General features: G+C 37.4%; 19 protein-coding genes. 15 read left to right on the top strand and 4 right to left on the bottom strand.

Annotated features, from left to right (window positions below; all coding sequences use genetic code 11):
- Positions 1-40: 40 nt before the first annotated feature.
- The 4 genes from MHH64_RS14655 to plsY all read right to left on the bottom strand — a co-directional run bounded on the left by MHH64_RS14655 (position 41) and on the right by plsY (position 2,278).
- Entirely contained in the window at positions 41-328 is a 288-nt protein-coding gene (locus MHH64_RS14655) for a HesB/YadR/YfhF family protein (protein ID WP_095308828.1), read from the bottom strand.
- Between the two features lie 111 nt (positions 329-439).
- Positions 440-661, bottom strand: a complete 222-nt coding sequence (yidD, locus tag MHH64_RS14650; RefSeq protein ID WP_095308830.1) for a membrane protein insertion efficiency factor YidD — start codon at positions 659-661, stop codon at positions 440-442.
- Positions 662-666: 5 nt separating this feature from the next.
- The gene (gene folE2, locus MHH64_RS14645; protein WP_340001968.1) at positions 667-1,602 is read right to left on the bottom strand and encodes a GTP cyclohydrolase FolE2; all 936 of its coding nucleotides are present in this window, start codon (positions 1,600-1,602) and stop codon (positions 667-669) included.
- Positions 1,603-1,696: 94 nt separating this feature from the next.
- On the bottom strand, positions 1,697-2,278 hold the full coding sequence (plsY, locus tag MHH64_RS14640) for a glycerol-3-phosphate 1-O-acyltransferase PlsY (RefSeq protein ID WP_095308834.1): 582 nt from the start codon (positions 2,276-2,278) through the stop codon (positions 1,697-1,699).
- Positions 2,279-2,481: 203 nt separating this feature from the next.
- On the opposite strand from plsY, the gene MHH64_RS14635 reads away from it, so the two are divergent.
- The 15 genes from MHH64_RS14635 to MHH64_RS14565 all read left to right on the top strand — a co-directional run bounded on the left by MHH64_RS14635 (position 2,482) and on the right by MHH64_RS14565 (position 24,285).
- Complete coding sequence (locus MHH64_RS14635; protein WP_340001967.1) at positions 2,482-3,552, top strand: ABC transporter ATP-binding protein; 1,071 nt, start codon at positions 2,482-2,484, stop codon at positions 3,550-3,552.
- Positions 3,545-5,071, top strand: coding sequence for an ABC transporter permease/substrate-binding protein (locus tag MHH64_RS14630; RefSeq protein ID WP_340001966.1), 1,527 nt, complete (start codon positions 3,545-3,547; stop codon positions 5,069-5,071). The genes MHH64_RS14635 and MHH64_RS14630 overlap by 8 nt, the downstream gene beginning before the upstream one ends.
- A 13-nt stretch (positions 5,072-5,084) precedes the next feature.
- On the top strand, positions 5,085-5,504 hold the full coding sequence (locus tag MHH64_RS14625) for a CoA-binding protein (protein WP_340001965.1): 420 nt from the start codon (positions 5,085-5,087) through the stop codon (positions 5,502-5,504).
- 405 nt (positions 5,505-5,909) lie between these two features.
- A complete protein-coding gene (parE, locus tag MHH64_RS14620) occupies positions 5,910-7,865 on the top strand; it encodes a DNA topoisomerase IV subunit B (protein ID WP_095308842.1) in 1,956 nt (651 codons plus the stop codon).
- Positions 7,866-8,108: 243 nt separating this feature from the next.
- Positions 8,109-10,559 carry a DNA topoisomerase IV subunit A gene (parC, locus tag MHH64_RS14615; RefSeq protein ID WP_095308844.1) on the top strand — a complete coding sequence of 817 codons (2,451 nt, stop codon included), beginning with the start codon at positions 8,109-8,111 and terminating at the stop codon, positions 10,557-10,559.
- A 594-nt stretch (positions 10,560-11,153) separates the two neighbouring features.
- Positions 11,154-11,780 (top strand): TetR/AcrR family transcriptional regulator, encoded by a 627-nt coding sequence (locus tag MHH64_RS14610; RefSeq protein WP_095308851.1) that lies wholly within the window; start codon positions 11,154-11,156, stop codon positions 11,778-11,780.
- A 42-nt stretch (positions 11,781-11,822) separates the two neighbouring features.
- Positions 11,823-12,965, top strand: a complete 1,143-nt coding sequence (locus MHH64_RS14605; protein WP_340001964.1) for an acyl-CoA dehydrogenase family protein — start codon at positions 11,823-11,825, stop codon at positions 12,963-12,965.
- A gap of 24 nt (positions 12,966-12,989) precedes the next feature.
- Complete coding sequence (locus MHH64_RS14600; protein ID WP_303449741.1) at positions 12,990-14,624, top strand: AMP-binding protein; 1,635 nt, start codon at positions 12,990-12,992, stop codon at positions 14,622-14,624.
- Positions 14,625-14,634: 10 nt separating this feature from the next.
- Positions 14,635-15,975 (top strand): acetyl-CoA carboxylase biotin carboxylase subunit, encoded by a 1,341-nt coding sequence (locus MHH64_RS14595; protein WP_340001963.1) that lies wholly within the window; start codon positions 14,635-14,637, stop codon positions 15,973-15,975.
- Between the two features lie 23 nt (positions 15,976-15,998).
- On the top strand, positions 15,999-16,211 hold the full coding sequence (locus MHH64_RS14590) for an acetyl-CoA carboxylase biotin carboxyl carrier protein subunit (protein WP_095308858.1): 213 nt from the start codon (positions 15,999-16,001) through the stop codon (positions 16,209-16,211).
- Positions 16,212-16,435: 224 nt separating this feature from the next.
- On the top strand, positions 16,436-17,218 hold the full coding sequence (locus MHH64_RS14585) for an enoyl-CoA hydratase (protein WP_095308860.1): 783 nt from the start codon (positions 16,436-16,438) through the stop codon (positions 17,216-17,218).
- Between the two features lie 15 nt (positions 17,219-17,233).
- Entirely contained in the window at positions 17,234-18,763 is a 1,530-nt protein-coding gene (locus MHH64_RS14580) for an acyl-CoA carboxylase subunit beta (protein ID WP_095308861.1), read from the top strand.
- Positions 18,764-19,007: 244 nt separating this feature from the next.
- A complete protein-coding gene (locus MHH64_RS14575; protein WP_340001962.1) occupies positions 19,008-22,637 on the top strand; it encodes a dynamin family protein in 3,630 nt (1,209 codons plus the stop codon).
- A gap of 15 nt (positions 22,638-22,652) precedes the next feature.
- Entirely contained in the window at positions 22,653-23,516 is an 864-nt protein-coding gene (locus MHH64_RS14570) for a 5'-3' exonuclease H3TH domain-containing protein (protein ID WP_118890421.1), read from the top strand.
- 355 nt (positions 23,517-23,871) lie between these two features.
- Entirely contained in the window at positions 23,872-24,285 is a 414-nt protein-coding gene (locus MHH64_RS14565; protein WP_118890422.1) for a PH domain-containing protein, read from the top strand.
- Positions 24,286-24,311: the final 26 nt, after the last annotated feature.

Here is a 24,311-nt window from a genome sequence, read left to right as displayed (position 1 = left end):
GATGATCAGAGCTACAATATCATGATCATCGTCTTTATAATTATACATACTCTATAATCGGTTCATTCCGTTTTTTATCTAAACGCACTGCCAAATCGCTGTTCTCAAAATACCACGCATCAGCCTCTTCGATATAAAGCGTAATATTCTCCACTTCTGTGGATGCATAAATTGCTTTGGGTTTATCTAGTTTGACTCCAAGGGAAAATCCAGGAATCTTACCGCCGACCCCTCCATATCGAACGAAAAAACGTAATTGAGCTGTGTCTTCAATATCCAATTCTTCTTTATACCATTTTGCGGCTTCCGTGCTGACTGTTAGGTTCAATAAAGACAACTCCCTTTGTTAGTAAATACTATTTGTTTTTCTTGGCAGATAACAAAGTACAAAAAACTTTTTTATCTGCATAGGTAACTAGTTTGGTGGATGCCAAGCTTACTATTCCTTTTTCTCTGGTACATAGTCAACTCCACCAGGATGAAATGGGTGACATTTGCTAATTCTTTTTATCGTTAAATATGATCCTTTTATTGCGCCAAAACGCTTAAATGCTTCAAGTCCGTATTCAGAACACGTAGGATAGAACCTACATGTTGAAGGGGTAAAAGGACTGATTGCAGCTCGGTAAAATTTTATAAGCCCGATAAATAAATATTTCATCGCTGCTACTCGATTTCAGCGTTTTGCTTATCAAAGGTAATGGATGCAATTGCATCATGTAGATGAATCGATTCCTCATTTCTACAAGAGACATTGAATTTTGTGACAAAAGGCAACTCGTATAAATCGGCTGCAACTAAACGAACTATATCTTCGACGAATCGAGGGTTTTCATATGCTTGCTCTGTTACCATTTTCTCATCTGGTCGTTTAAGTACAGGATGAATTCTAGCACTTGCATTACTTTCCGCTGCTTGTAAGAGTGTTTCCTTCCAATCTGTTTTGTTTTCATCAAAGTCATCAGAAAGGGTGATATCCATTGCTACTTCGCCACGCTGATTATGCGCGCTATACTCACTAATCTCTTTTGAGCAAGGGCATAGTGTTGTAATCAAAGCAGATAAAGCTACATTCACAGATGTTCCTTTCGCTTGCTTGTAGGTTACGCGAATTGAAGCATTTGCATGATTTAACCCTGCAAGATTGGAACTTGGACCTTTTCGTTCATAAAACCAAGGGAAGTCCACTTCGATGGTTGCATCCTTTTGCTCAAGGCGTTCAGCCAATTCTTTTGCAAATAATTTTAAATTAGCTATTGTAAGGTTGAACCCTTGTTCATGGTAATGATTTAATTGTTCCATAAACCGGCTCATATTCGTCCCTTTACTCGTATTAGCTAAACTGGACGAAAATTTGAATGTACCTATGCTTGTTTGAAAGCCAGGGTTCATGTTACTTTCGATTGTAATTGGGTATTTTACATTGGAAATCCCGACTACATTCAGATCAAAAAGAAAGTCTTTCTTTGTATTTTGCAGGTCCGCCATTTTACTCTTTTCAACAGGTTTTGTTCTTTCTGCTGGTTGGACAGAACCAAATAATTTATGACGTTGTTCTTTCGTCGGTAATTGCTTTAGCGGGAATATTTTGGTGTGTTGCAATATATAAGTCCCCTTTCAAATTCTCAAGTAATGATAAGTATACTGAATGGATATTTATTATTCAATTTATTGGATTGGAATGGTGATTATTGTATTACATCCATTTTATTTTAGGTTCCGTTCCATTGCGAATACGTTTGATATTTTCCAAATGCCTGTAGAAAACAAAAGCTGTTAGTAAGGCAACGACAATAATCAATCCGATGTCTTTAAAGAAGATTGATACAAAAACACTAATCACTCCAGTAACCATGGATGATAATGATACATATTTAGAAAGATATAAGGATGAGATAAAAGTGACAATCATGATTAAAAATAACAATGGATATATACCTAAAATAATGCCACCAGAAGTCGCAACAGCTTTCCCACCTTTAAATCGTGCAAATAAAGGGTACATATGTCCAATAACTGCGAAAACTCCAATTGCAAGTCGATAAATCTCCACATCAAATAATAATGGGACTAGTGTTGCTGCTGTTCCTTTTAAAATATCTGCTAATGTTACAATAATTCCTGCTTTTATTCCGAGGACGCGAAATGTATTGGTAGCTCCAAGGTTACCACTTCCATGCTCCCGAATATCCATTTTGTAACCAATTTTACCTACTAGCAGTGCTGATGGTATAGAGCCTAATAAATAAGCAATAATAGCAAATACGATATATTCCATATTTTTTCCTACTTTCATTATTAAATTAAATGATTTTTTTGATTGATGTGATGTACTATCGTTTATTTTAGCATGAACCGTAAAGATAAAGAACCTAAAATATGAACTATTATACGATAACGATTTAAGAATTAAAATGTTTATAAAAAAGAAAAAGAGGGTATTACCCTAAAAGTAGACTTTGAATAACGAGGAGCAAAGCCATGATCGAATTTAAAAATGTACATAAAGTATATCCAGATGGAACGGAAGCAATTAAAGATTTTTCGCTAGAAATTAAAGAGGGGGAACTGCTGACATTAATTGGACCCAGCGGATGTGGAAAGACAACAACGATGAAAATGATTAATCGATTAATTGATCCCACATCAGGATCAATATACATAAATGGTAAAGCTATTACAGATTATAACATACACGAATTAAGATGGAATATTGGTTATGTTCTTCAGCAAATTGCATTATTCCCCCATATGTCAATTGCTGAAAATATTGCAGTAGTTCCTGAAATGAAAAAATGGAAAAAGCAAGAAATTGTAAGTCGAAGCCATGATCTTCTTGATATGGTTGGTTTAGATCCATCGACATTCGGGAATCGTATGCCGGAAGAACTTTCTGGAGGACAGCAGCAACGGATTGGTGTCATTCGTGCACTCGCTGCTGATCCAGATATTATATTAATGGACGAACCATTTAGTGCTCTGGATCCGATCAGTAGAGAACAACTACAAAACGATATTCAGAAATTACAGAAGGAAATTAAGAAGACAATTGTATTTGTAACCCATGACATGGATGAAGCATTGAAGTTAGGTGATCGTATTTGTTTAATGAAGGACGGTAAAATGGTTCAGGTAGACAAAGCGGAACAATTAGTTTTAAACCCAGCTAATAATTTTGTTAAAGATTTTCTCGGAAATAAAAAATCCCCATGGCAAACAGAAGTTGGGGGGATTGCAGATCAACAGATGGATGCAATTATAACGAAATCCATTTACGAGTCACAGACTTTTCCACGTCAGGGAACCTATATCGTAATCGATGAAAATAGTCATTATGTAGATATGGTTAGAAATGGCAGTGTGTTTCATGGAAAGACGATTCAACACGATATGCCATTGTATCAAGCTGTTGAGTTACTTCAGGAAAGTGATCAGACACTGTTCCCTGTTTTGAATAGACAACAAGTTGTTGGCATTTTAACTTATCCACAAATTGTTTCATTCCTAAAAAGTAAAACAGATACAGAAAATGGGGTGACACATATTGGATAATTTTATTGCTGTTTTCAAGCAACGACAAGATATGCTTTGGCAAACGACTATGGAACATCTGCAGATCTCCTTGATCTCATTAATTATTGCAATTGTTATTGCAGTTCCACTAGGATTGCTTTTGACTAGGTATCCTAAAGCAGCAGAGCCCGTAATTGGCATTTCAGCTGTTTTGCAGACAATACCGAGTCTTGCTGTACTGGCATTTCTTATTCCGTTCTTTGGGATAGGTACTACACCTGCAATTATTGCATTAATTCTTTATGCTTTATTACCAATTCTAAGAAATACATATACCGGTATTAAAGAAGTAAATCCTGCGCTAAAAGAAGCTGCTACTGGAATGGGAATGAATTCCTTCCGACGTTTAACTAAAATTGAATTACCAATTGCCATGCCAGTAATTATGGCTGGGATCCGAACGTCTATGGTCTTAATCGTGGGTACAACAACAATTGCTGCTTTAATTGGTGCTGGAGGATTAGGTGAAATTATTTTACTAGGATTAGATCGTGGTGCAGATATTCATCTAATATTACTTGGAGCGATACCTGCAGCATTGCTTGCAATTATATTGGATATGATATTGCGCATTTTTGAACGTTTTTCAAAAAAAGCAGGTTTAAAATCTTTTATAGCTATGCTTGTACTTGTAGTTCTAATCGTCGTCACGCCACTTATTTTTAATGGAACTAAACAGGATGATCTTGTTATTGGTGGAAAATTGGGATCTGAACCGGCTATACTTATGAATATGTACAAATTGCTAATTGAAGAAGACACAGACCTTGAAGTTGGATTGGAGCCAAATCTCGGGAAAACTGCCTTTGTTTTTAGTGCACTGCAAGAGGGGAGTATTGATATTTTCCCAGAATTTACTGGAACTGCTATCGTAACACACTTAGAAGACCAAGCAGCAAGCAATGATGCTATGGAAGTTTATGAACAGGCAAAACAAGGGATGAAAGAGGAATTTGGCATGGAATTGCTTATGCCAATGGAATATAATAATACGTACACCGTAGCAACGACAAAAGAATTGGCGGAAAGATACGATCTTGAAGAAATTGGTGATTTAAAACAAATTGAGAATGAGATTACTGCTGGGTTTACATTAGAATTTAACGATCGTTATGATGGATACGTGGGAATGCAAGACTTATATAATCTTCAAATCGCAGACGTAAAAACAATGGAACCAGGAATAAGAGAATCTGCGCTATCAAACGGTGAGGTTGACATTATTGATGCTTATGCCACGGATAGTTATATGGTAGAATTGGATTTAGTAACATTATCCGATCCAGAGAATCTATTTCCACCATATCAAGGTGCTCCTCTATTGCGTGAGGATACATTAGAGGAATACCCGGAACTACGAGATATTTTAAATCAGCTCGCTGGAAAAATAACGGATGATGAAATGCGTGAAATGAATTATCAAGTGGATTATGAAGATGAATCGCCAGAAGAAGTTGCAAGGGAATACTTAATACGAGAAGGTTTGATAACAAATTAAGGAGGGTGTTCAGGTGGCTTGGGAAAATCCAGCAAATGATGAATTAAAAGAAATATTAGAATCAGCAAAAACGATTGCAGTAGTAGGACTATCTAATAATCAAGATAAAACAGCCTATCAAATTGCAAAAATTATGCAGGAGGTCGGATATCGAATTATTCCTGTTAATCCGACAGTGGAAGAGGTGCTTGGTGAGAAGGCATATTCTTCGCTAACGGCTATTCCAGACAAGATTGATATTATAAACGTTTTTAGAAGACCAGAGTATTTACCAGAAATTGCGAAAGAAGCAGCAGAGACTGATTGTCGTATTTTTTGGGCCCAGCAAGGAATTGTCAATGAAGAAGCCTATCATTACCTAAAAGAAAGAGATTTTACCGTAATTATGGATCTTTGCATTAAAGTGGTGCATGCTGTGCTTGTTAAAAAATAATGGTCAACAATTTAAAAAATGCTTGAAAAGGATGACGAACTTATGTCATCCTTTTTATTGGCAATTAAGCAAATAAACATTCGTCCACAGGGTTTCAAATGCGATTATAACTAAGAAAAAAACAATGCAAGTACGGGGGATATATTTACTTTTTCTTCCAAATTTAGTATGTTTACAATTTCACACGATTTAAAATTACATAGGGAATATATAGCACGTATAGAATGTTTTTTAGCTGTTTTATGCATTAAAATGGCAATTGTAGTATACTTATTAGCATATTCTGCGATATGATGATTGAATAGAAGGTGTCTTATAAAAAAATGATTAATTTACAATTACGAACAATTGTTCTATTATAAAGAAAGTGGATTGTTTTTGTTTTTGAAAGGAGTAGTGGATTGATTGAATAATGAATTCCAATATTCGGATGATTCCATCCAAGTTCTAGAGGGTCTTGACGCTGTTAGAAAAAGACCAGGAATGTATATAGGAAGTACAGACAGCCGTGGGCTGCACCACCTTGTTTTTGAAATTGTGGATAATGCTGTTGATGAAGCTTTAGCAGGCTATGGAAATGAAATTAAAGTAACGATACATAAAGATAATAGTATTTCTGTTCAGGACAGTGGACGCGGTATACCCACCGGAATGCATAGCACTGGCAAACCGACAACCGAGGTTATTTTTACGGTGCTCCATGCAGGTGGAAAGTTTGGACAAGGTGGATATAAAACAAGTGGTGGATTACATGGTGTAGGATCATCCGTAGTAAACGCATTATCCGAATGGTTGGACGTAACAATACATCGGGACGGGTTTATATATTATCAGCGTTTTGAGGCTGGTGGAAAACCAGTTAGCTCGCTTGAAAAAAGAGGTCCAACAAGGAAGAAAGGAACTACTATTCATTTTAAGCCAGACCCGACGATTTTTAGTACAACAGATTATGATTTTGAGACCATTTCGGAACGTTTGCGTGAGTCTGCATTTTTATTAAAAGGTTTAAAAATAGAACTTATTGATGAGCGAAATAATGAAAAGGAATTATATGAGTTTCCAGATGGCCTCGTTTCCTTTGTCGACTATGTAAATGAAGAGAAGGATACATTACATCCAGTTGTATCTTTTGAAGGGGAACAGCATGGGTTAGAGGTCGAGTTTGCGTTTCAATTTAATGATGGTTATGCAGAGAGCATGCTTTCTTTCGTTAACCATGTTCGTACAAGAGATGGTGGAACACACGAATCTGGTGCGCGAAGTGCCATTACGAGAACATTCAATGAATATGCTAGAAGAATAGGTACATTAAAAGAGAAGGATAAAAATCTAGAAGGTACAGATATACGAGAAGGACTTACTGCAATTATTTCTGTTCGAGTGCCTGAGGATAAGCTTCAATTTGAAGGGCAAACGAAAGGCAAATTAGGCACTATTGAAGCTCGATCTGTTGTTGATGCAGTCGTATCTGAAAATCTAAATTATTTTCTAGAAGAAAACCCAGATGTATCTGGCATGCTCGTTAAGAAAGCAATAAAGGCGAAAGAAGCCCGCGAAGCAGCTCGTAAAGCACGTGAGGATGCAAGGTCAGGTAAAAAACGTAAAAGAAAAGATACGATTCTTAGTGGAAAGCTCACACCGGCACAATCGAAAAATCCACAAAGAAATGAACTCTACCTTGTTGAGGGTGATTCAGCAGGGGGTTCTGCTAAACAGGGAAGAGATAGAAAATTCCAGGCTGTTTTACCTTTGCGCGGAAAAGTAATTAATACAGAAAAAGCTAAGCTGCAAGACGTGTTTAAGAATGAAGAGATTTCAACTATTATCCATACAATTGGAGCTGGAGTTGGCGGGGACTTTGACTTGGATGATGTGCAATACGATAAAATTATTATTATGACGGATGCGGATACAGATGGTGCTCATATTCAAGTACTTTTATTAACGTTCTTTTATCGTTATATGCGTTCCCTTGTAGAAGCAGGAAAAGTATTTATCGCACTGCCGCCTCTATTTAAAATCTCTAAGGGTAAAGGAAAAAGTGAAAAAATTGTCTATGCTTGGGATGAGGCTGAAATGAAAGAAGCTCTTAAAGTGTTTAAAAATGGATACACGATTCAGCGTTATAAAGGTCTTGGTGAAATGAACGCTGACCAACTTTGGGAAACGACAATGAATCCAGAAACAAGAACATTAATCCGGGTAACCATTGAAGATATTGCAAGAGCAGAGCGTCGTGTAACAACATTAATGGGGGATAAAGTAGAGCCAAGAAGGAAATGGATAGAGGGACATGTTAAATTTGGTTTGGAAGAGGATACTAACATTTTAGAAAATGAAAGGATACATTCCGAACATTAAGTATATCGAATTTATTACGTATTAATGGGTTGTAATACCCCACGCTAAAATGGAGAGAAGTAAAAATGTGATGATGGGGTAAACATTCCGTAAGTTCCTGATTTTTTTCAAGGGCCTGCGGTTCTCCCTAGTGGTGCTGACATTAGTGGGAGAGAAAGTGAAACTCCCACTGAATTAAAGTTTCACTTTATAAAGCGATCCCAAAACAAGAATATAGATGGAAACAAGTAAGGGGGGATTGATTTGTCACAAACAGAAAAGTTTTTAGATCTTCCATTAGAAGAAGTAATTGGTGACAGATTTGGACGATACAGTAAATATATTATTCAAGACAGGGCTTTGCCAGATGCAAGGGATGGGCTAAAGCCAGTACAGCGAAGAATACTTTATGCGATGCATGAAGAGAAGAATACACATGATAAGCATTTCCGGAAATCAGCTAAAACGGTGGGTGTCGTTATTGGTAACTATCATCCACATGGTGATTCTTCAGTCTACGAGGCAATGGTTCGTTTAAGTCAAGATTGGAAAGTAAGAAATGTTTTGATTGAAATGCATGGGAATAACGGAAGTATTGATGGAGATCCACCGGCAGCTATGCGTTATACAGAAGCTAGGTTATCCAGTATCTCGTCAGAGCTTTTACGTGATATTGACAAGGAAACTGTTGAATTTATCCCAAACTTTGATGAAACGAGTTCTGAACCAGTTGTTCTACCAGCGAAATTTCCTAACCTGCTTGTGAATGGCTCGACAGGTATCTCTGCAGGTTATGCAACGGATATTCCCCCGCATAATTTAGCAGAGGTAATTGATGCTGTTATTATGCGTATGGATAATCCAGAAGTTACTGTTCAGGAATTGATGCAAGTAATGAAAGGTCCTGATTTTCCAACCGGAGGAATTATTCAAGGTATTGATGGTATCCGAAAGGCATATGAAACAGGTCGCGGTAAAATTATTATTCGTGGAAGGGCAGAGATTGAAGCTGTTCGAGGTAATCGAGAACAAATAGTCATTACGGACATACCGTATGAGGTCAATAAGGCCAATATGGTTAAGAAGATGGACGAGCTGCGAATCGATCGTAAAGTAGAAGGTATTGCAGAAGTACGAGATGAGACAGATCGTACTGGTTTACGTGTTGTTATTGAATTGAAACGAGATGCAGATAGTGAAGGCATTTTGAATTATTTTTATAAAAATACGGATTTGCAAGTGACCTATCATTTTAATATGGTTGCCATTCAGGACAAAACTCCGAAACTATTGTCATTACCTCAAATGCTAGATGCGTATATTGGGCATCAGAAAGATGTAGTTACAAGACAAACCAAATTTGATTTAAAAAAAGCCAGAGATCGTGCCCATATCGTAGAAGGCCTGATAAAGGCAATCTCTATTCTAGATGAATTAATTGCGACAATCCGTGCTTCAAAAGATAAATCTGATGCGAAGAAACAAATTATGGAAGCATACGGTTTTACAGAAGCGCAAGCAGAGGCAATTGTTACACTACAATTATACAGGCTGACAAATACGGATATTACACAACTACAAAGTGAAGCTGCCGAATTACTAAAAAGAATTGAACAATTAGAGGGTATTCTTAATAGTGAAAAGAAGCTACTTCAAACAATCAAAAAAGATTTGAAACAAATCAAAAAGACATTTGCTGAAGGTCGACGTACGATGATTGAAGCAGAAATTGAAGAGCTGAAAATCAATATTGAAGTAACTGTTGCAAGTGAGGATGTACTTGTTTCAGTAACGAAAGATGGATATATTAAACGCACAAGTTTGCGATCGTATAGTGCTTCAAATGGCGAAGATTTGGCCTTGAAGGAACATGATTATCCGATTAGTTTACTAGAAGTAAATACGACTGACAAAGTGCTTCTATTTACGAATAAAGGGAAATATTTGATCACTCCAGTTCACGAGCTTCCAGACATTCGTTGGAAAGACACTGGACAGCATGTATCAAATATTGCCCAGCTTGACAAGGATGAACGACTCATTCAATGTATTCCAGTACGCGATTTTAATGAGTCAATGAATTACCTGCTGTTCTTTACAAAAAACGGTATGGTAAAACGAAGCGAATTCAGTCTTTATGATGCGCAGCGGAAATCGAAAGCACTTATCGCATTAAATCTGAAAAATGGTGATGAGGTAGTTAATGTTTGTCAAACAGACGGAAATATGGATGTGTTCCTTGTTTCGAATAAAGGGTATGGATTATGGTACCATGAATCGGAAATCTCAGTAGTTGGACAGAGAGCTGCTGGCGTAAAAGCAATGATGCTCAAAGATGAGGAATTCATTGTTAATGGACAGGTATTTAATGAACTAACTAACCCTTCAATTGTTATTATTACACAGCGCGGAGCTTGCAAACGAATGAGAATGAGGGAATTTGAAAAATCAACTCGTGCTAAGCGTGGGTTAACCATGTTAAGAGAATTAAAAAGTAAGCCACATCGAATCAAAGGGTTTTTCGCAATAAATGAAAATGATACAATATGTTTTGAAACAAGTAATGGCAGTCTGCACAACTTATTCCCGCTTGAGTTATCTGCAAGCGATCGATCTAGTAATGGATCCTTTGTTATCGATTCGGATAACGAAGGTGAAGTAACTGAAGTGTGGAAAGAAGCGGTTTATCAAAAACCATTTGATGAAATAGAATAAAATTTCAGGGGTAGCTTTTAAGCTGCCCCTATTTAATGTTGTTTAACATTATTATTTCTAGTACTGAAAATATATAAACTGTGGATTAGTGTATTTAAATGGATTGTGCGTCTACCCGCTCCGGAAATATAATTCGCGCATCCAAAGGGGAGCTGGTGAGCCTCCTTGTGCTGCCGGACTGCGTAGTCTCACCGATGCTCTTCTTCCCACAGGAGTCTACGTATATTTCCTCCGCTAGTATATGCTCACCAATTATTACTTGTGGAATTAAAAACAATATCGATGCGCTACCAGTCCGGGTGAGCGGAGGGCGGTGACTCCAGTGGGAACAGCACGTGTCTGAAGACTCACCGGAAGCGGGTTTCTTCCGGAGCCGTGCCCACGGAAAGCATCCGCCCGAAGCGGTCCCGGAAGGCGATTATTGCACATACTTGAAGCAAACAGCCGGGAAGTTAGTTTGGAGTTTCTTTCAAATCTAATTCAATGAACCAACTTTATTTATAACTATGAAAACACTTTCTAAATTCAGATTAGTATGGTAAAGTAAGAGTAAATTTATTGAAGGAGGGCTTATAAACGGAATTACGAAATAAAATCATCCAGTCGTCTTTAATTTTATTTGAACAATACGGGTTTCATGGAGTTAGTGTGAATCAGATTGTTGAAAATGTAGGTACTTCTAAAGGTGGATTTTATCATCATTTCACCTCTAAAGATGAATTATTATTTGAAATTCACGATACATTTATAACGCATGTATTAGAAAAAGGGATTTACGCATATGAAACGCATCATTCACCAACCCAAAAATTAAAAGCAATTGTGAAAGAATTTGTAAACGTTTTCGGCCTGTATAAAGCACATATTTCTGTCTTTTATCAGGAGAGTACGTATTTAAAGCAACAGTATCAAAGGTCAGTGAAAGACAAAAGGGATCAATTCAAACAAATTGTCATGCGAACAATTGAAGAGGGAAAGAAGTCTGGTGAGTTTCGAGAAGAACTGTCCGTTGAAATTACAACAATGGCAATCTTAGGAATGGTGAACTGGATTTATAAGTGGTACCGGCAATCAGGTGCAAACACGATGGATGAAATTGGAGATATCTTTGTTGATTTAATTTTACATGCAGTTCTCCAAACAGAAACGATTTCTAAAGATAATTATAAAGAAATACTGTTAGACTTGCCATTCTTTGCAAAAGGGAATCGAAATGGCTAAAACAGACCAACTAGTCGGTCTTAACTTATGAGGGGGAATAGCATGAATTTCGAATTAACGAAAGAACAAGCGATAATTAAGAAGATGGTTCGAGACTTTGCTGAAGAAGTCATCCGACCAAGAGCAGTTGAAATTGACACGAAAGCAGAATTTCCAAGCGATATTTTTGATCAAATGGGGGAGCTTGGCTTACTAGGAATTCCGTTTCCAGATGAGTATGGTGGATCTGGGGGAGATACAGTTTCTTATGCGTTAGCAGTGGAAGAGATTGGGCGTGTATGTGGAAGTACTGGATTAAGTTATGCTGCGGCAGTTTCTCTTGGTGCAAGTCCACTCTATTATTTCGGAACTGACGAGCAAAAAGAAACCTATTTAAAGCCCCTTGCTTCAGGGAAAGCGCTTGGATCATTTGGATTAACCGAACCAAATGCTGGATCAGATGCAGGAGGAACGAAAACGACCGCGATAATTGATGGAGAAGATTATATCATTAATGGTGAAAAATGCTTTATTACGAATGCAAGCTTTGCCAAAATCATTATTGTAACCGCTGTCACTGGTAAAAATGAACAAGGAAAAAGCATGATCTCTTCAATTATTGTTCCTGCAGATACGAAAGGGGTTACGATAACGAGCAATTACGATAAGATGGGGGTTCGCGGGTCGGATACGGCTGAAATTGTACTTGAAAATGTTCGTGTGCCAAGAACAAATGTATTGGGAGAAGAACATAAAGGTTTCAATCAATTTCTCTATACCTTAGATGGAGGGAGAATTTCAATTGCAGCACTTGGACTTGGAATAGCGCAAGCATCACTTGATAAAGCACTAGCATATGCAAAAGACCGGAAGCAGTTCGGTAATTCAATTTCTAAATTCCAAGCGATCCAATTCAAGCTTGCTGATATGGCAATGGAAGTTGAGCTTGCAAGAAATATGGTGCATAAAGCTGCATGGTTAAAGGATCAAGGAAAGCCTTTTGGAAAAGAAGCCGCATATGCCAAACTGTTTGCGAGTGAAACAGCATTCCGCTCGGCAAATCAAGCGATCCAAATTCATGGGGGCTATGGTTATATGCGTGAATATGAGGTGGAACGCTATTTACGTGATGCAAAGCTACTAGAAATTGGGGAAGGAACGTCTGAGGTTCAACGATTGGTTATTGCTAGAGAACTAGGCTGCTAGTCCAGATTAGGAAGGGGAGAATTCATGTCATTATTAGGCTTAACTGTTGGTGAGCTGCTTGAAAAACAGGTGGATTTATATCCAAATCATGAAGCAATCGTCTATCCAGAATTAAAATTACGGAAAACATATTCGGAATTTAATGAAATGGTCAACCAAGCCGCAAAAGGATTGATGGCCCTAGGTATTCAAAAAGGGGAAAATGTAGCAATATGGGCTGATAATAAACCAGAATGGATTACATCGCAATTTGCAACCGGCAAAATGGGAGCTGTCCTTGTAACGGTAAATACAAATTATCAAGCGAATGAATTAACATATTTACTAAAGCAGTCTGAAGCAACAACCTTAATAATGGCCGAAAGCTATAAAGGAACATCCTATGTTGATATTTTAAAACAGCTATGCCCCGAGTTAGGAGTTCAGGAAAAAGGAAAATTACGGTTAGAAACATTACCAAACTTAAAAAATATCATTGTAATTAGTAATGCGGAATATCATTATGCCTATACGTGGAAGGAAGTCATTGCAAAAGGTAATGGTATCAATAATGTTCATTTAGAGCAACGGAAACAATCGCTGAACGAAGATGATGTCATTAACATGCAATATACATCAGGAACTACTGGATTTCCAAAAGGGGTTATGCTAACACATCGAAACATTGTCAACAATGGCAATCAGATTGCTGATTGCATGAAGCTTACTCCTAACGATCGATTATGCATACCAGTACCATTTTTCCATTGTTTTGGCTGTGTATTAGGCATACTTGCTGCGGTATCCAAAGGTACAACGATGGTTATACTGGAGCAATTTCACGCAGAGAAGGTATTGCAAGCTGTTTCAGAAGAAAAATGCACGGGACTTCATGGCGTTCCTACAATGTTCATTGCAGAATTAAATCATCCTCGTTTTCATGAGTTTGATCTGTCTCATTTGCGAACAGGTATTATGGCGGGATCAACTTGTCCAGTAGAAGTAATGTCCAATGTGATGAATAAAATGGGCGCAAAAGAAATTACAATTGCTTATGGTCAAACAGAATCGTCACCGGTGATATCACAAACAAGAACAGACGATCCAATTGAATTGAAAGTAAATACGGTTGGAAAACCACACCCTAATGTGGAAGTAAAAATCGTTATACCTGGAACGGATACAGAACAAGAAATCGGTGTTCCAGGTGAGCTGCTAACTCGAGGGTATCTTGTGATGAAAGGCTATTACAATAATCCCGAGGCAACGAAGGAAGCCATTGATAAGCAAGGTTGGCTTCATACCGGTGATTTAGCGGTGTTGCATAAAAATGGCTATATTGAAATAACTGGACGAATGAAAGATATGATTATACGCGGCGGAGAGAATATTTACCCACGAGAGATTGAGGAGTTTTTATATCAGCATCCAGACATTCTAGATGTACAAGTAATCGGAGTACCTGATGAAAAATATGGAGAGCAAGTCATGGCTTGGATTATTTTAAAGGATAATAAACAGATAACAAGCGAAGAAATTAAAGATTATTGTAATGGAAAAATATCGAGGCACAAGATACCCAAGTATATCGAATTTGTCGATGTATATCCAATGACAGCTAGCGGGAAGATACAGAAGTTTAAATTAAGAGAGATTGCGATGCAGCAACTTCAATCCTAGGGGGGAGCATATGATAAAAAAGGTGCTTATTGCAAATCGAGGAGAAATTGCAGCACGAATTATTCGCACATGTAAGAAATTAGGAATTCAAACAGTAGCTATTTATTCAGAAGCAGATCAAGAGGCTCCATATGTATCGATGGCGGATCAGAGCTTTTTGGTTGGAGCTCCACGTGTAAATGAGAGCTATTTAAATGTTGAACGGATAATTGCTGTCGCAAAAGAAGCGAAAGCCTGCGCGATTCATCCTGGATATGGTTTTCTTAGTGAGAATGAAGCATTTGTTAATCGCTGTTTGGAAGAAGGATTGATATTCATTGGACCAACAGGGAGCGTCATAAAGCAGATGGGAAGTAAAATAGCGGCAAGAAATGCAATGAATAAAATTGGCATTCCTGTTGTGCCCGGAACGGATGAAGCGATTGCGGCGATAGAGGACGCAGTAAAAATGGCAGAGAAAATTGGTTATCCAATTATGCTCAAGGCCTCGGCTGGGGGTGGCGGAATCGGTATGCAGGTTGTTTACTCAGAAGAAGAGCTGGCCAAAGCATTTGAAGGGAATTCAAAGCGTGCACAGACATTTTTCGGTGATGGATCCATGTTTATGGAAAAGAAAATTGAAAATGCCCGCCATATTGAAATACAAATTTTAGCAGATCATCACGGAAATGCAATTCATTTATATGAACGTGAATGTTCGATACAGCGTCGAAATCAGAAAGTTATTGAAGAGGCTCCGTCACAGTTTATTTCAGAATCCACAAGACAGCGTATGGGCGAAGCTGCAGTTAAAGCTGTCAAGGCACTTGAGTACACCAATGCAGGGACGATTGAATTTCTAGTTGATGAATTAGAAAATTTTTACTTTTTGGAAATGAATACAAGAATTCAAGTTGAACATCCCATAACTGAAGAAATTACAGGAATTGATATTGTGGAAGAGCAACTACACATTGCTTCCGGTAAGGCATTAACAATTAAACAAACAGATTTGCAAATAGATGGTCATGCGATTGAAGCGAGAATTTATGCAGAAAATCCAGTTACGTTCTTCCCTTCACCAGGTCATATTTCTCATATTGAATTACCTGAGGGACCGAATATACGGAATGAAGTAGGTGTGACTGCCGATTATGATGTAACACCGTTTTATGACCCAATGATTGGAAAATTAATTGTAAAAGGGTCTAATCGCAAAGAAGCAATCGCTATATTAAAGGAAGCTTTATCCAGTTATAAAATCGATGGAATTAAAACAAATATTCCTATGTTGCAAGAGATTGTACAGCATGAACAATTTATAAAAGGAAACACAACGACAGCTTTTATTGAAAAATTCTATCATAAATAAAGGAAACTGAGGAGGATACGGATATGCAAGAAGTGAAAGCGAGTATGGCAGGGAATGTATGGAAAATTGTAGTGGCTGTAGGAGAACAAGTGGAAGAAGGTCAGGATATTGTAATACTTGAGTCCATGAAAATGGAGATACCAATTGCAGCGGAAGCATCTGGGGTAGTAAAAGAATTAAAAGTTGCAGAGGGTGATTTTGTAAATGATGAAGATGTTCTTGCCGTTATTGAATAGGTTAGAAAATAACTAGGCTGCTTCATAGAAGTGAAACTTCATTCAGTGGGGGGTCTTTACTCTCCCACCTTCACACATATTATTTCCCTCTTGTTTAGAGGTGGGAGTATAACAGACCATTAATGCATGATAAAAATGGCACGGACAGGTTGTGAAGGAACTGCAGATGATTGCGATTAGAATAAAAATAAGCCTAAAATAAACCTTCTAAAGGATGAGGATAAATGTCGGATTTAATTACGATCAACATACATGAGGAGCATGTAGCTGTCCTAACGCTGAACCGACCAGAAGCTGCGAATGCGCTATCGCATGCATTATTAGTTGCATTAAACGAAGCAATAAAAGAAATTAACCAAAACAAATCGATTTATTGTACGGTTATTACGGGGGCAGGCGAGAAAGCTTTTTGCGCTGGTGCAGATTTAAAAGAACGAAAGGGAATGTCAGAAGATGAGGTAATGAAGGCGGTTCGTTACATAGGGGAAACCGTAACCGCAATTGAAGGGATGAATATGCCCGTAATTGCGGCAATTAATGGTGCTGCTTATGGTGGTGGTTTAGAATTAGCCCTTTCATGTGATATCCGAATTGCTGCACAAAATATTAAACTAGGCTTGACGGAAACATCTCTAGCCATCATTCCAGGCGCAGGCGGCACACAGCGGTTGCCTCGTCTTATTGGAACAGGGCATGCTAAGCGTTTGATATTTACTGCGAAACCAATCGATGCTTCAGAAGCCATCTCTATTGGCCTGGTTGAACAAACAGCTGAACAAGCAGACCTGTTAACAGATGCATTGGTGTTAGCGAAAACCATTGCTTCCAACGGGCCGATTGCTTTAAAACAGGCGAAAATAGCTATTAATAATGGTACGCAAACAGATATAAAAGAGGGATTAGACATTGAACGTGCATGCTATGCGGAAACCATTCCGACAGTAGATAGAGTGGAAGGGCTTCAAGCATTCAAGGAAAAAAGGAAGCCATTATATAAAGGTATTTAGTGAGGAGGATGCAACATGTCTTATTTAGAAGAATTGCAGGAGAGAATGCGTAAAATAGAAAAAGGCGGAAAAGACAAGTACCATAAAAGCAATGAAGAAAAAGGGAAGCTTTTTGTCCGAAAACGATTAGAGATTTTATTTGATAGCGGGATGAACATTGAAGATGCATTTTTTGCGAATTGCCTGGACGACGATTTACCATCTGATGGGGTTGTTACAGGAATTGGAAAAGTCAACAATCAGGACGTTTGTGTGATGGCCAATGATTCAACAGTAAAGGCCGGCTCGTGGGGGAAGCGAACGGTTGAAAAGATATTGCGGATTCAAGAAACAGCAATGAAGCTTGAGCTGCCAATGATTTATTTGGTAGACTCTGCAGGTGCCAGAATTACCGACCAAATCGAAATGTTTCCAGGCAGACGTGGTGCAGGACGAATTTTCCATAATCAAATTAAATTATCGGGAAGAGTACCACAAGTATGTTTGCTGTTTGGACCATCTGCGGCTGGAGGAGCATATATACCAGCGTTTTGTGATATTGTGATCATGGTTGATGGGAATGCCTCCATGTATTTAGGTTCACCAAGAATGGCAGAAAAAGTAATCGGAGAAAAGGTATCATTGGAGGAAATGGGTGGTGCAGTCATGCATTGTTCAGTTTCTGGTGTTGGTGATGTGTTAGTGAAGACGGAAGAAGAGGCAATACACTATGCACAGAACTATTTAAGCTATTTTCCGGCTAATTTCAGGTCGAAGCCGAATAATGTTGAAGCGAAACCTGTTCCAGCATTTGAAAAGTCGATCACTGATATCGTACCAGAAAACCAAAATGCTCCATTTAATATGTATGATTTAATTGACCGAATTATTGATGAAGGCAGTTTCTGCGAAATCAAGAAGAAGTTTGCAGCTGAATTAATTACCGGGCTTGCACGGATTGAGGGCAGCTCTGTCGGCATTATCGCAAACCAGCCACGCGTAAAAGGCGGCGTTTTATTTACGGATTCTGCTGATAAAGCAGCAAAGTTTATCCAGCTCTGTGATGCCTTTAATATTCCGCTATTATTCTTAACAGATGTACCAGGATTTATGATAGGAACAAAGGTAGAGAGACAAGGTATTATTCGACACGGTGCTAAAATGCTTTCAGCGATGAGCGAAGTAACGGTACCAAAAATATCGGTCATTGTTCGGAAGGCATATGGTGCAGGTCTTTATGCGATGTCAGGACCAGCGTTTGATCCAGATTGCTGTTTAGCTTTCCCAAATGCACAAATTGCGGTAATGGGACCAGAAGCAGCAGTAAATGCTGTGGAAGCTAATAAAATTGCCCAATTACCGGAAGAGGATCGTGCCGCATTTATTAAACAAAAGCAAGATGAATATAAAGAAAATATTGATGTTTACCGACTTGCATCTGAAATGGTAATCGATGCCGTAATCGATCCAAATACATTAAGACAGGAGCTAGTGAACCGTTTTTCCGTTTATGCAGCTAAAAATGTAACATTCACCGAAAGAAAGCATGGTGTATATCCTGTATAAACAGGTGATTATAAAATTGAGATGACAAATAAAACCTAGAAACTAAGATAATCATGTTTCTAGGTTTTTAACTATGAATTCCTAATCATTTAGATTACCATAATAATATTATGTAAACTAGTTAACAAACTTATCTTTGCGAATCAATAATAACCTTATTTGTGAAATCGCTTTTATAATTTGTGGCAATCCAATGACTAATTTCGTATAATAGACTTTAAATTGGGATGTGGAAGAAGGGGACATGAATACCGTGATCGTAAAAGATAGAAAAGAGTCGTTAAATGCAGAACAGCTAGTTGCTTTGTATGCCCAGATGAAACAAAACGGGGATCATTTAAATGCATCTAAAATCCTTGACATTTATGAAAAGCACCAAAAACAGGAGCTGATAATTAGTTTTGCTGGACACTTTTCAGCCGGGAAATCTTCGATGATTAATGCATTGTTAGAAGAAGAAATTTTACCGAAGAGTCCAATACCTACCAGTGCAAACGTTGTTAAAATTACTTCAGGTGATGCTGTTGCAAGGGTGTTTTTTACGACAGAGCTGCCTGTTGAATACAAAGAACCATATGATATTGAAATGATTAAGGAATATTCAAAGGATAAAGAGGCAATTAAAAAAATAGAAATAAGCACTGGTAAACAAATCGTACCTGTTGGATCTGCACTTATTGATACACCTGGTATTGATGCTGCAGATGATGCAGATCGAATTATGACAGAGGCATCCTTACATTTAGCTGACGTTTTATTTTATGTGATGGATTATAATCATGTACAATCAGAGGTTAATTTACAATTCTTGAAGTCAATTCAAGAGAAAAAATTGCCTTATTTTGTTGTTATTAACCAAATTGACAAGCATGATGAACAGGAACTACGTTTTGTATCGTTCGACAAAAGTATTAAACAAACGTTTGATCAATGGAACTTAAAGCCAAATAATATCTATTATACTTCACTAAAAGAACCGAATATAGCGCATAACGCATTTGAGCAAATCAAAGAAAAAATATTTATTATGATGGGGCCAGACCGTCCAAAATATCTTCATATTCAACAATCCGTACGACAAGTAATGGATGAGCACCGGTCATTTCTTGCAACAAAATATGAATCCCTGATTGATGATCTAACAGCCGGTGAAGCGACGAGATCCGATGATTCGTATTTAGATGAACTTGAAGCAACAGAAGAAAAATTATTATACCTAGAGAATGAACCGATAAAATTTGAGCAGGAATTTTTGGAAGAGCTGCAACAAACATTAAATAATGCCTATTTGATGCCAGCAAATCTTAGGGATAAAGCACAATTATTTTTAGAATCACAGCAATCCGATTTTAAGGTCGGGCTATTTGCATCGAAAAAGAAAACGAAAGAGGAAAAAAATACACGAGCAGAACAATTTCTCGCTCTATTAAAAGAAAACATGCACAAGTCTATTGAATGGAAGTTTCGCGATAAGCTACTAGTATTGTTGAAAAAATATGCTATACATGATACTTCCCTTCAAAATGAAATTAATGGGATGGTGGTTACATACGAGCTTGACCATCTACTGCAATTAATGAAGCCTGGTGCGAAAGTGAATGGAGATTATGTATTAAATTATACGAATGATGTATCGGCAAATATTAAAAGCATATATAAACAGCTTGCAAGAAAACAATTGCATGTTATGCAATCATTAATTGTTAAAAAGAATGAGGATGCAAAGAGAGTCCATGAGCATAATTTTACTCATTTCAAAAAACAACAGAATATAAGTGAAACAATAAAGCAGCTGCAATCAGAATGGCAAGCAGCATATGCGAAGTTAGAGAGACAATATAGTGAACCAAAAGTTGATGCGTCCGGATGGGAATTAGTTAAGCAAGCATTAGAAAGGAAGCCCAAACCAATTAGGGTAGTGGCAGACAAAAGGACAGTCTCGACTAGAGAATACAATAAACCTAGCGAAAAGGATTTCAAGAATAATGGTTTTACGAAGGAAATGAAAATGGAGGATGTCGTTGAGAGCATTGAATCGACGATAAAACTGATTCGTGAGTTGCCAGGATTTGAGTCTTTAAAGACAGACTTATCGGAGAAAGCAAATCGACTGAGAAACCGCTCCTATACGATAGCTCTATTCGGGGCATTTAGTGCTGGTAAATCATCGTTTGCAAATGCGTTGATGGGTGAGAAAGTATTGCCTGTCTCACCAAACCCAACAACTGCAACAGTGAACAGAATTTGCCCTGTTAATGATAAACACCCGCACGGTACTGTTGTCGTTACCTTAAAAGATCAAGCAATGTTAGCCCGAGACTTACAAATGATTACAAAGAAGTTATCACCAAAGGGTTCAGAGTTTGACGAACTAATTGAATGGGTTAAAGCAAATGAACTTGAGAAGAGTGAGCAATTAAACAAGATGTATCAAGCTTATTTACATGCTATGTTAAAAGGTTACGAGGTCCATCGAAACTTTATCGGGAAAGATATTACGATTAACCTTGAACAGTTTGCAAGCTATGTAACAGACGAGACGAAAGCTTGTTATATCGAATCCATTAGCCTATATTATGATTGTGCACTTACAAGAGAAGGGATTACACTTGTTGATACACCAGGAGCAGATTCCATTAATGCACGGCACACGAACGTTGCCTTCGAGTATATTAAGCATGCAGATGCAATTCTTTATGTAACCTATTATAACCACGCTTTATCACGCGCAGATAAAGACTTTTTGATGCAATTAGGACGTGTAAAAGAAGCATTTCAGTTAGATAAAATGTTTTTTATTGTCAATGCGTCGGATTTAGCCGCTGACGAAGCAGAATTAAAGCTCGTAACGGATTATGTGCAAGGACAATTATTACAATTAGGTATCCGACTTCCAAGGCTCTACCCGGTTTCAAGCAAAACATCATTGGAACAAAAAATAGCAAAACAATCGCTTAACAAACAAATGCAGCAACTGGAAGCTGATTTTTACCAGTTTATATATCATGACCTTTCGTCTCTCACAATTGAATCAGCAATTCGTGATATGGGAAGAACGAGCCACACACTAGATAATTATATCCAATCCATAAACATGGACCATCAGGAGAAAGAAACTAGGGCAAATGATATAAAAACGAAGGCAAATAAACTGGTATCAGAAATTAATGCCTATGATGCTTCAGTTTATCAGGATCAAATTGCTCAAAAAATAGAAAAGCAATTGTTTTATGTTTTAGAAAGACTATCAATTCGTTTTCATGATATGTTCAAAGAAATGTATAATCCGACAACCATTACCGAATCAGGGAAGAAAGCACAAAATCAGCTAAGAGAAAGCTTGGATAATTTGCTCGAATACATTGCTTTTGAGCTTCATCAAGAGCTGCAAGCTGTGTCGCTTCGAATAGAGTCCTATATGCACGAGCAATTAAATGAATTCTTCCAGGCTTTGGCCGGTAAAAGTGTAGAGAGCGATTCATTATTTGAACTGCCAGATATGAAACAGCTGGAAATTGATACACCAGCCTTTCAAAAAGGTTTATCTGACATTGATTCCAATCAATTTAATGCTGTATTTTCTAAGTACAAAGGCACGAAAGCTTTCTTTGAAAAAAATGAAAAAGAATTTATGAAGGAACAGATGTATGCTATAATAAAACCTTGTGCACAGCAATATTTAGATACAAATCATTCTTTCATGCAAAGCTCTTACCAAAATCAATTGGATAGCCTTGTTGAAAATATTCGTGCGCAAGCGGAACGAAATGCCCACTTGCAAGTAGATAATTATTTAAAAATGCTGCAATCTACAGTGGATATACCAGTTCTGCTAGAAAAGCAGAAACAGTTAAAGTCGATTATAAAGCATTAGAGGAAGTGTTAAAATATGGATAAAAAAAATGTATTGCTCGTTGATGGAATGGCCCTTTTGTTTCGTGGCTTTTTTGCAACATCTTTTAGAGGGAACTTCATGCGAACGAGTAAAGGAATTCCCACAAATGGTATTTATCAATTTATGCGTTACTTTTTAGATGCAGTCGATACATTTAAACCATCACATGTAATATGCTGCTGGGACATGGGCAGCAAGACTTTTCGTACAGAGTTGTATGAAGGCTATAAAGCAAACCGAGATGCGCCGCCAGAAGAACTTATTCCACAATTCGATTTGGTTAAAGAAGTAGTGGAAGCATTTGATATGCCAAACATTGGTTTAGTAAACTTTGAAGCAGATGATTGTATTGGAACTCTCGCGCGCATCTATAGCAAAACAGATGAAGTAATAATTCTTACTGGTGATCAGGACATACTGCAGCTTGTTGATGAGGGCATCCGTGTTGCGATCATGAAAAAAGGACAAGGAAACTACGAAGTGTTTGATCGTCATAATTTTTATGAGAAAAAGGGAATTTCTCCAGAGCAAATTATTGATTTAAAAGGACTAATGGGTGATACCGCTGATAACTATCCAGGTGTTAAAGGCATTGGCGAAAAAACGGCATTAAAGCTCTTGCAGGAATATGAAACAATTGATAATTTGCTAGATAATATAGATAAGCTTCCAAAAGGTGTTCAAACAAAAATTAACAACAATTTGGACATGCTTCACTTATCAAGGTCATTAGCTCGGATTAAATGTGATGTTCCAATCAGCTGTTCATTAGACACGGCATTATGGAAATATGATAAAGATAGAGTTTCAATGAAATTTGAGGAATTAGAATTTAAAAATTTAGCAAAATTAATATAAAGCTTTATTTCGAATCAATCCTCTGTATGCAAATATACAGGGGATTTTTTTGACCTTTTACATTTCCAGTATACGGCAGTGGGGTATATAACAAAAAAGCTGGGGTATTTATTTCTCTGAAGAAAATGGTTTCTGTTGTAGTTAAGCGGGGTTGGAATGTTTTAAACCAAATTCGTTCTTTATTAAGAAACAAACTATTTTTCTGGATAGTTCGTTATAAAGAAATTATTTGTAATGAAGTAAGATCAAAGATTTTCATTAGATATAAATAATGGTAATGGCTGCAAGAAATGTCTATAATAAAGATTACAAAACAATAATTATTTAAGTACTACGTAGTGGAGGAGGAAATGGAATGTATTTCCCTTCGAAAAAGGATAAATGGTTAACGATTGTAATCTGGGGAATTGCTTTGCTCGGATTTATCACACCACTAATAAAAGCACAGCTGATTTCCGCTTTTATCATGCTGCTTTTAGGGCTATTTCTTTTATGGTTTTGGTTTAAAACTGGTTATAAAATAGAGGGTGGAAAAATTAAAATTCATTATGGTCCAATCCGCCAAACAATAAAAATAAATGAGATTGAAGTTATCATGAAATCGAAGTCACCTTTAACAGCGCCAGCACTATCGATGGATCGTATTCAAATTAGATGTGGAAGGTATGATATATTTTCGATTTCTCCACAAAATCAAGATCGATTTTTAGAGGTTATTACGGATATGAATCCAGATATTTCACTTGATACTAGGTTACTAAATAAATAATTCAGAATGGAAAGTAGAGGTTAATT

Origin of the sequence: Oceanobacillus sp. FSL K6-0127, from assembly GCF_037983385.1 — a bacterium.
Taxonomy (GTDB): domain Bacteria; phylum Bacillota; class Bacilli; order Bacillales; family Amphibacillaceae; genus Oceanobacillus; species Oceanobacillus profundus.
This window is presented reverse-complemented; position numbering and strand designations above follow the sequence as displayed.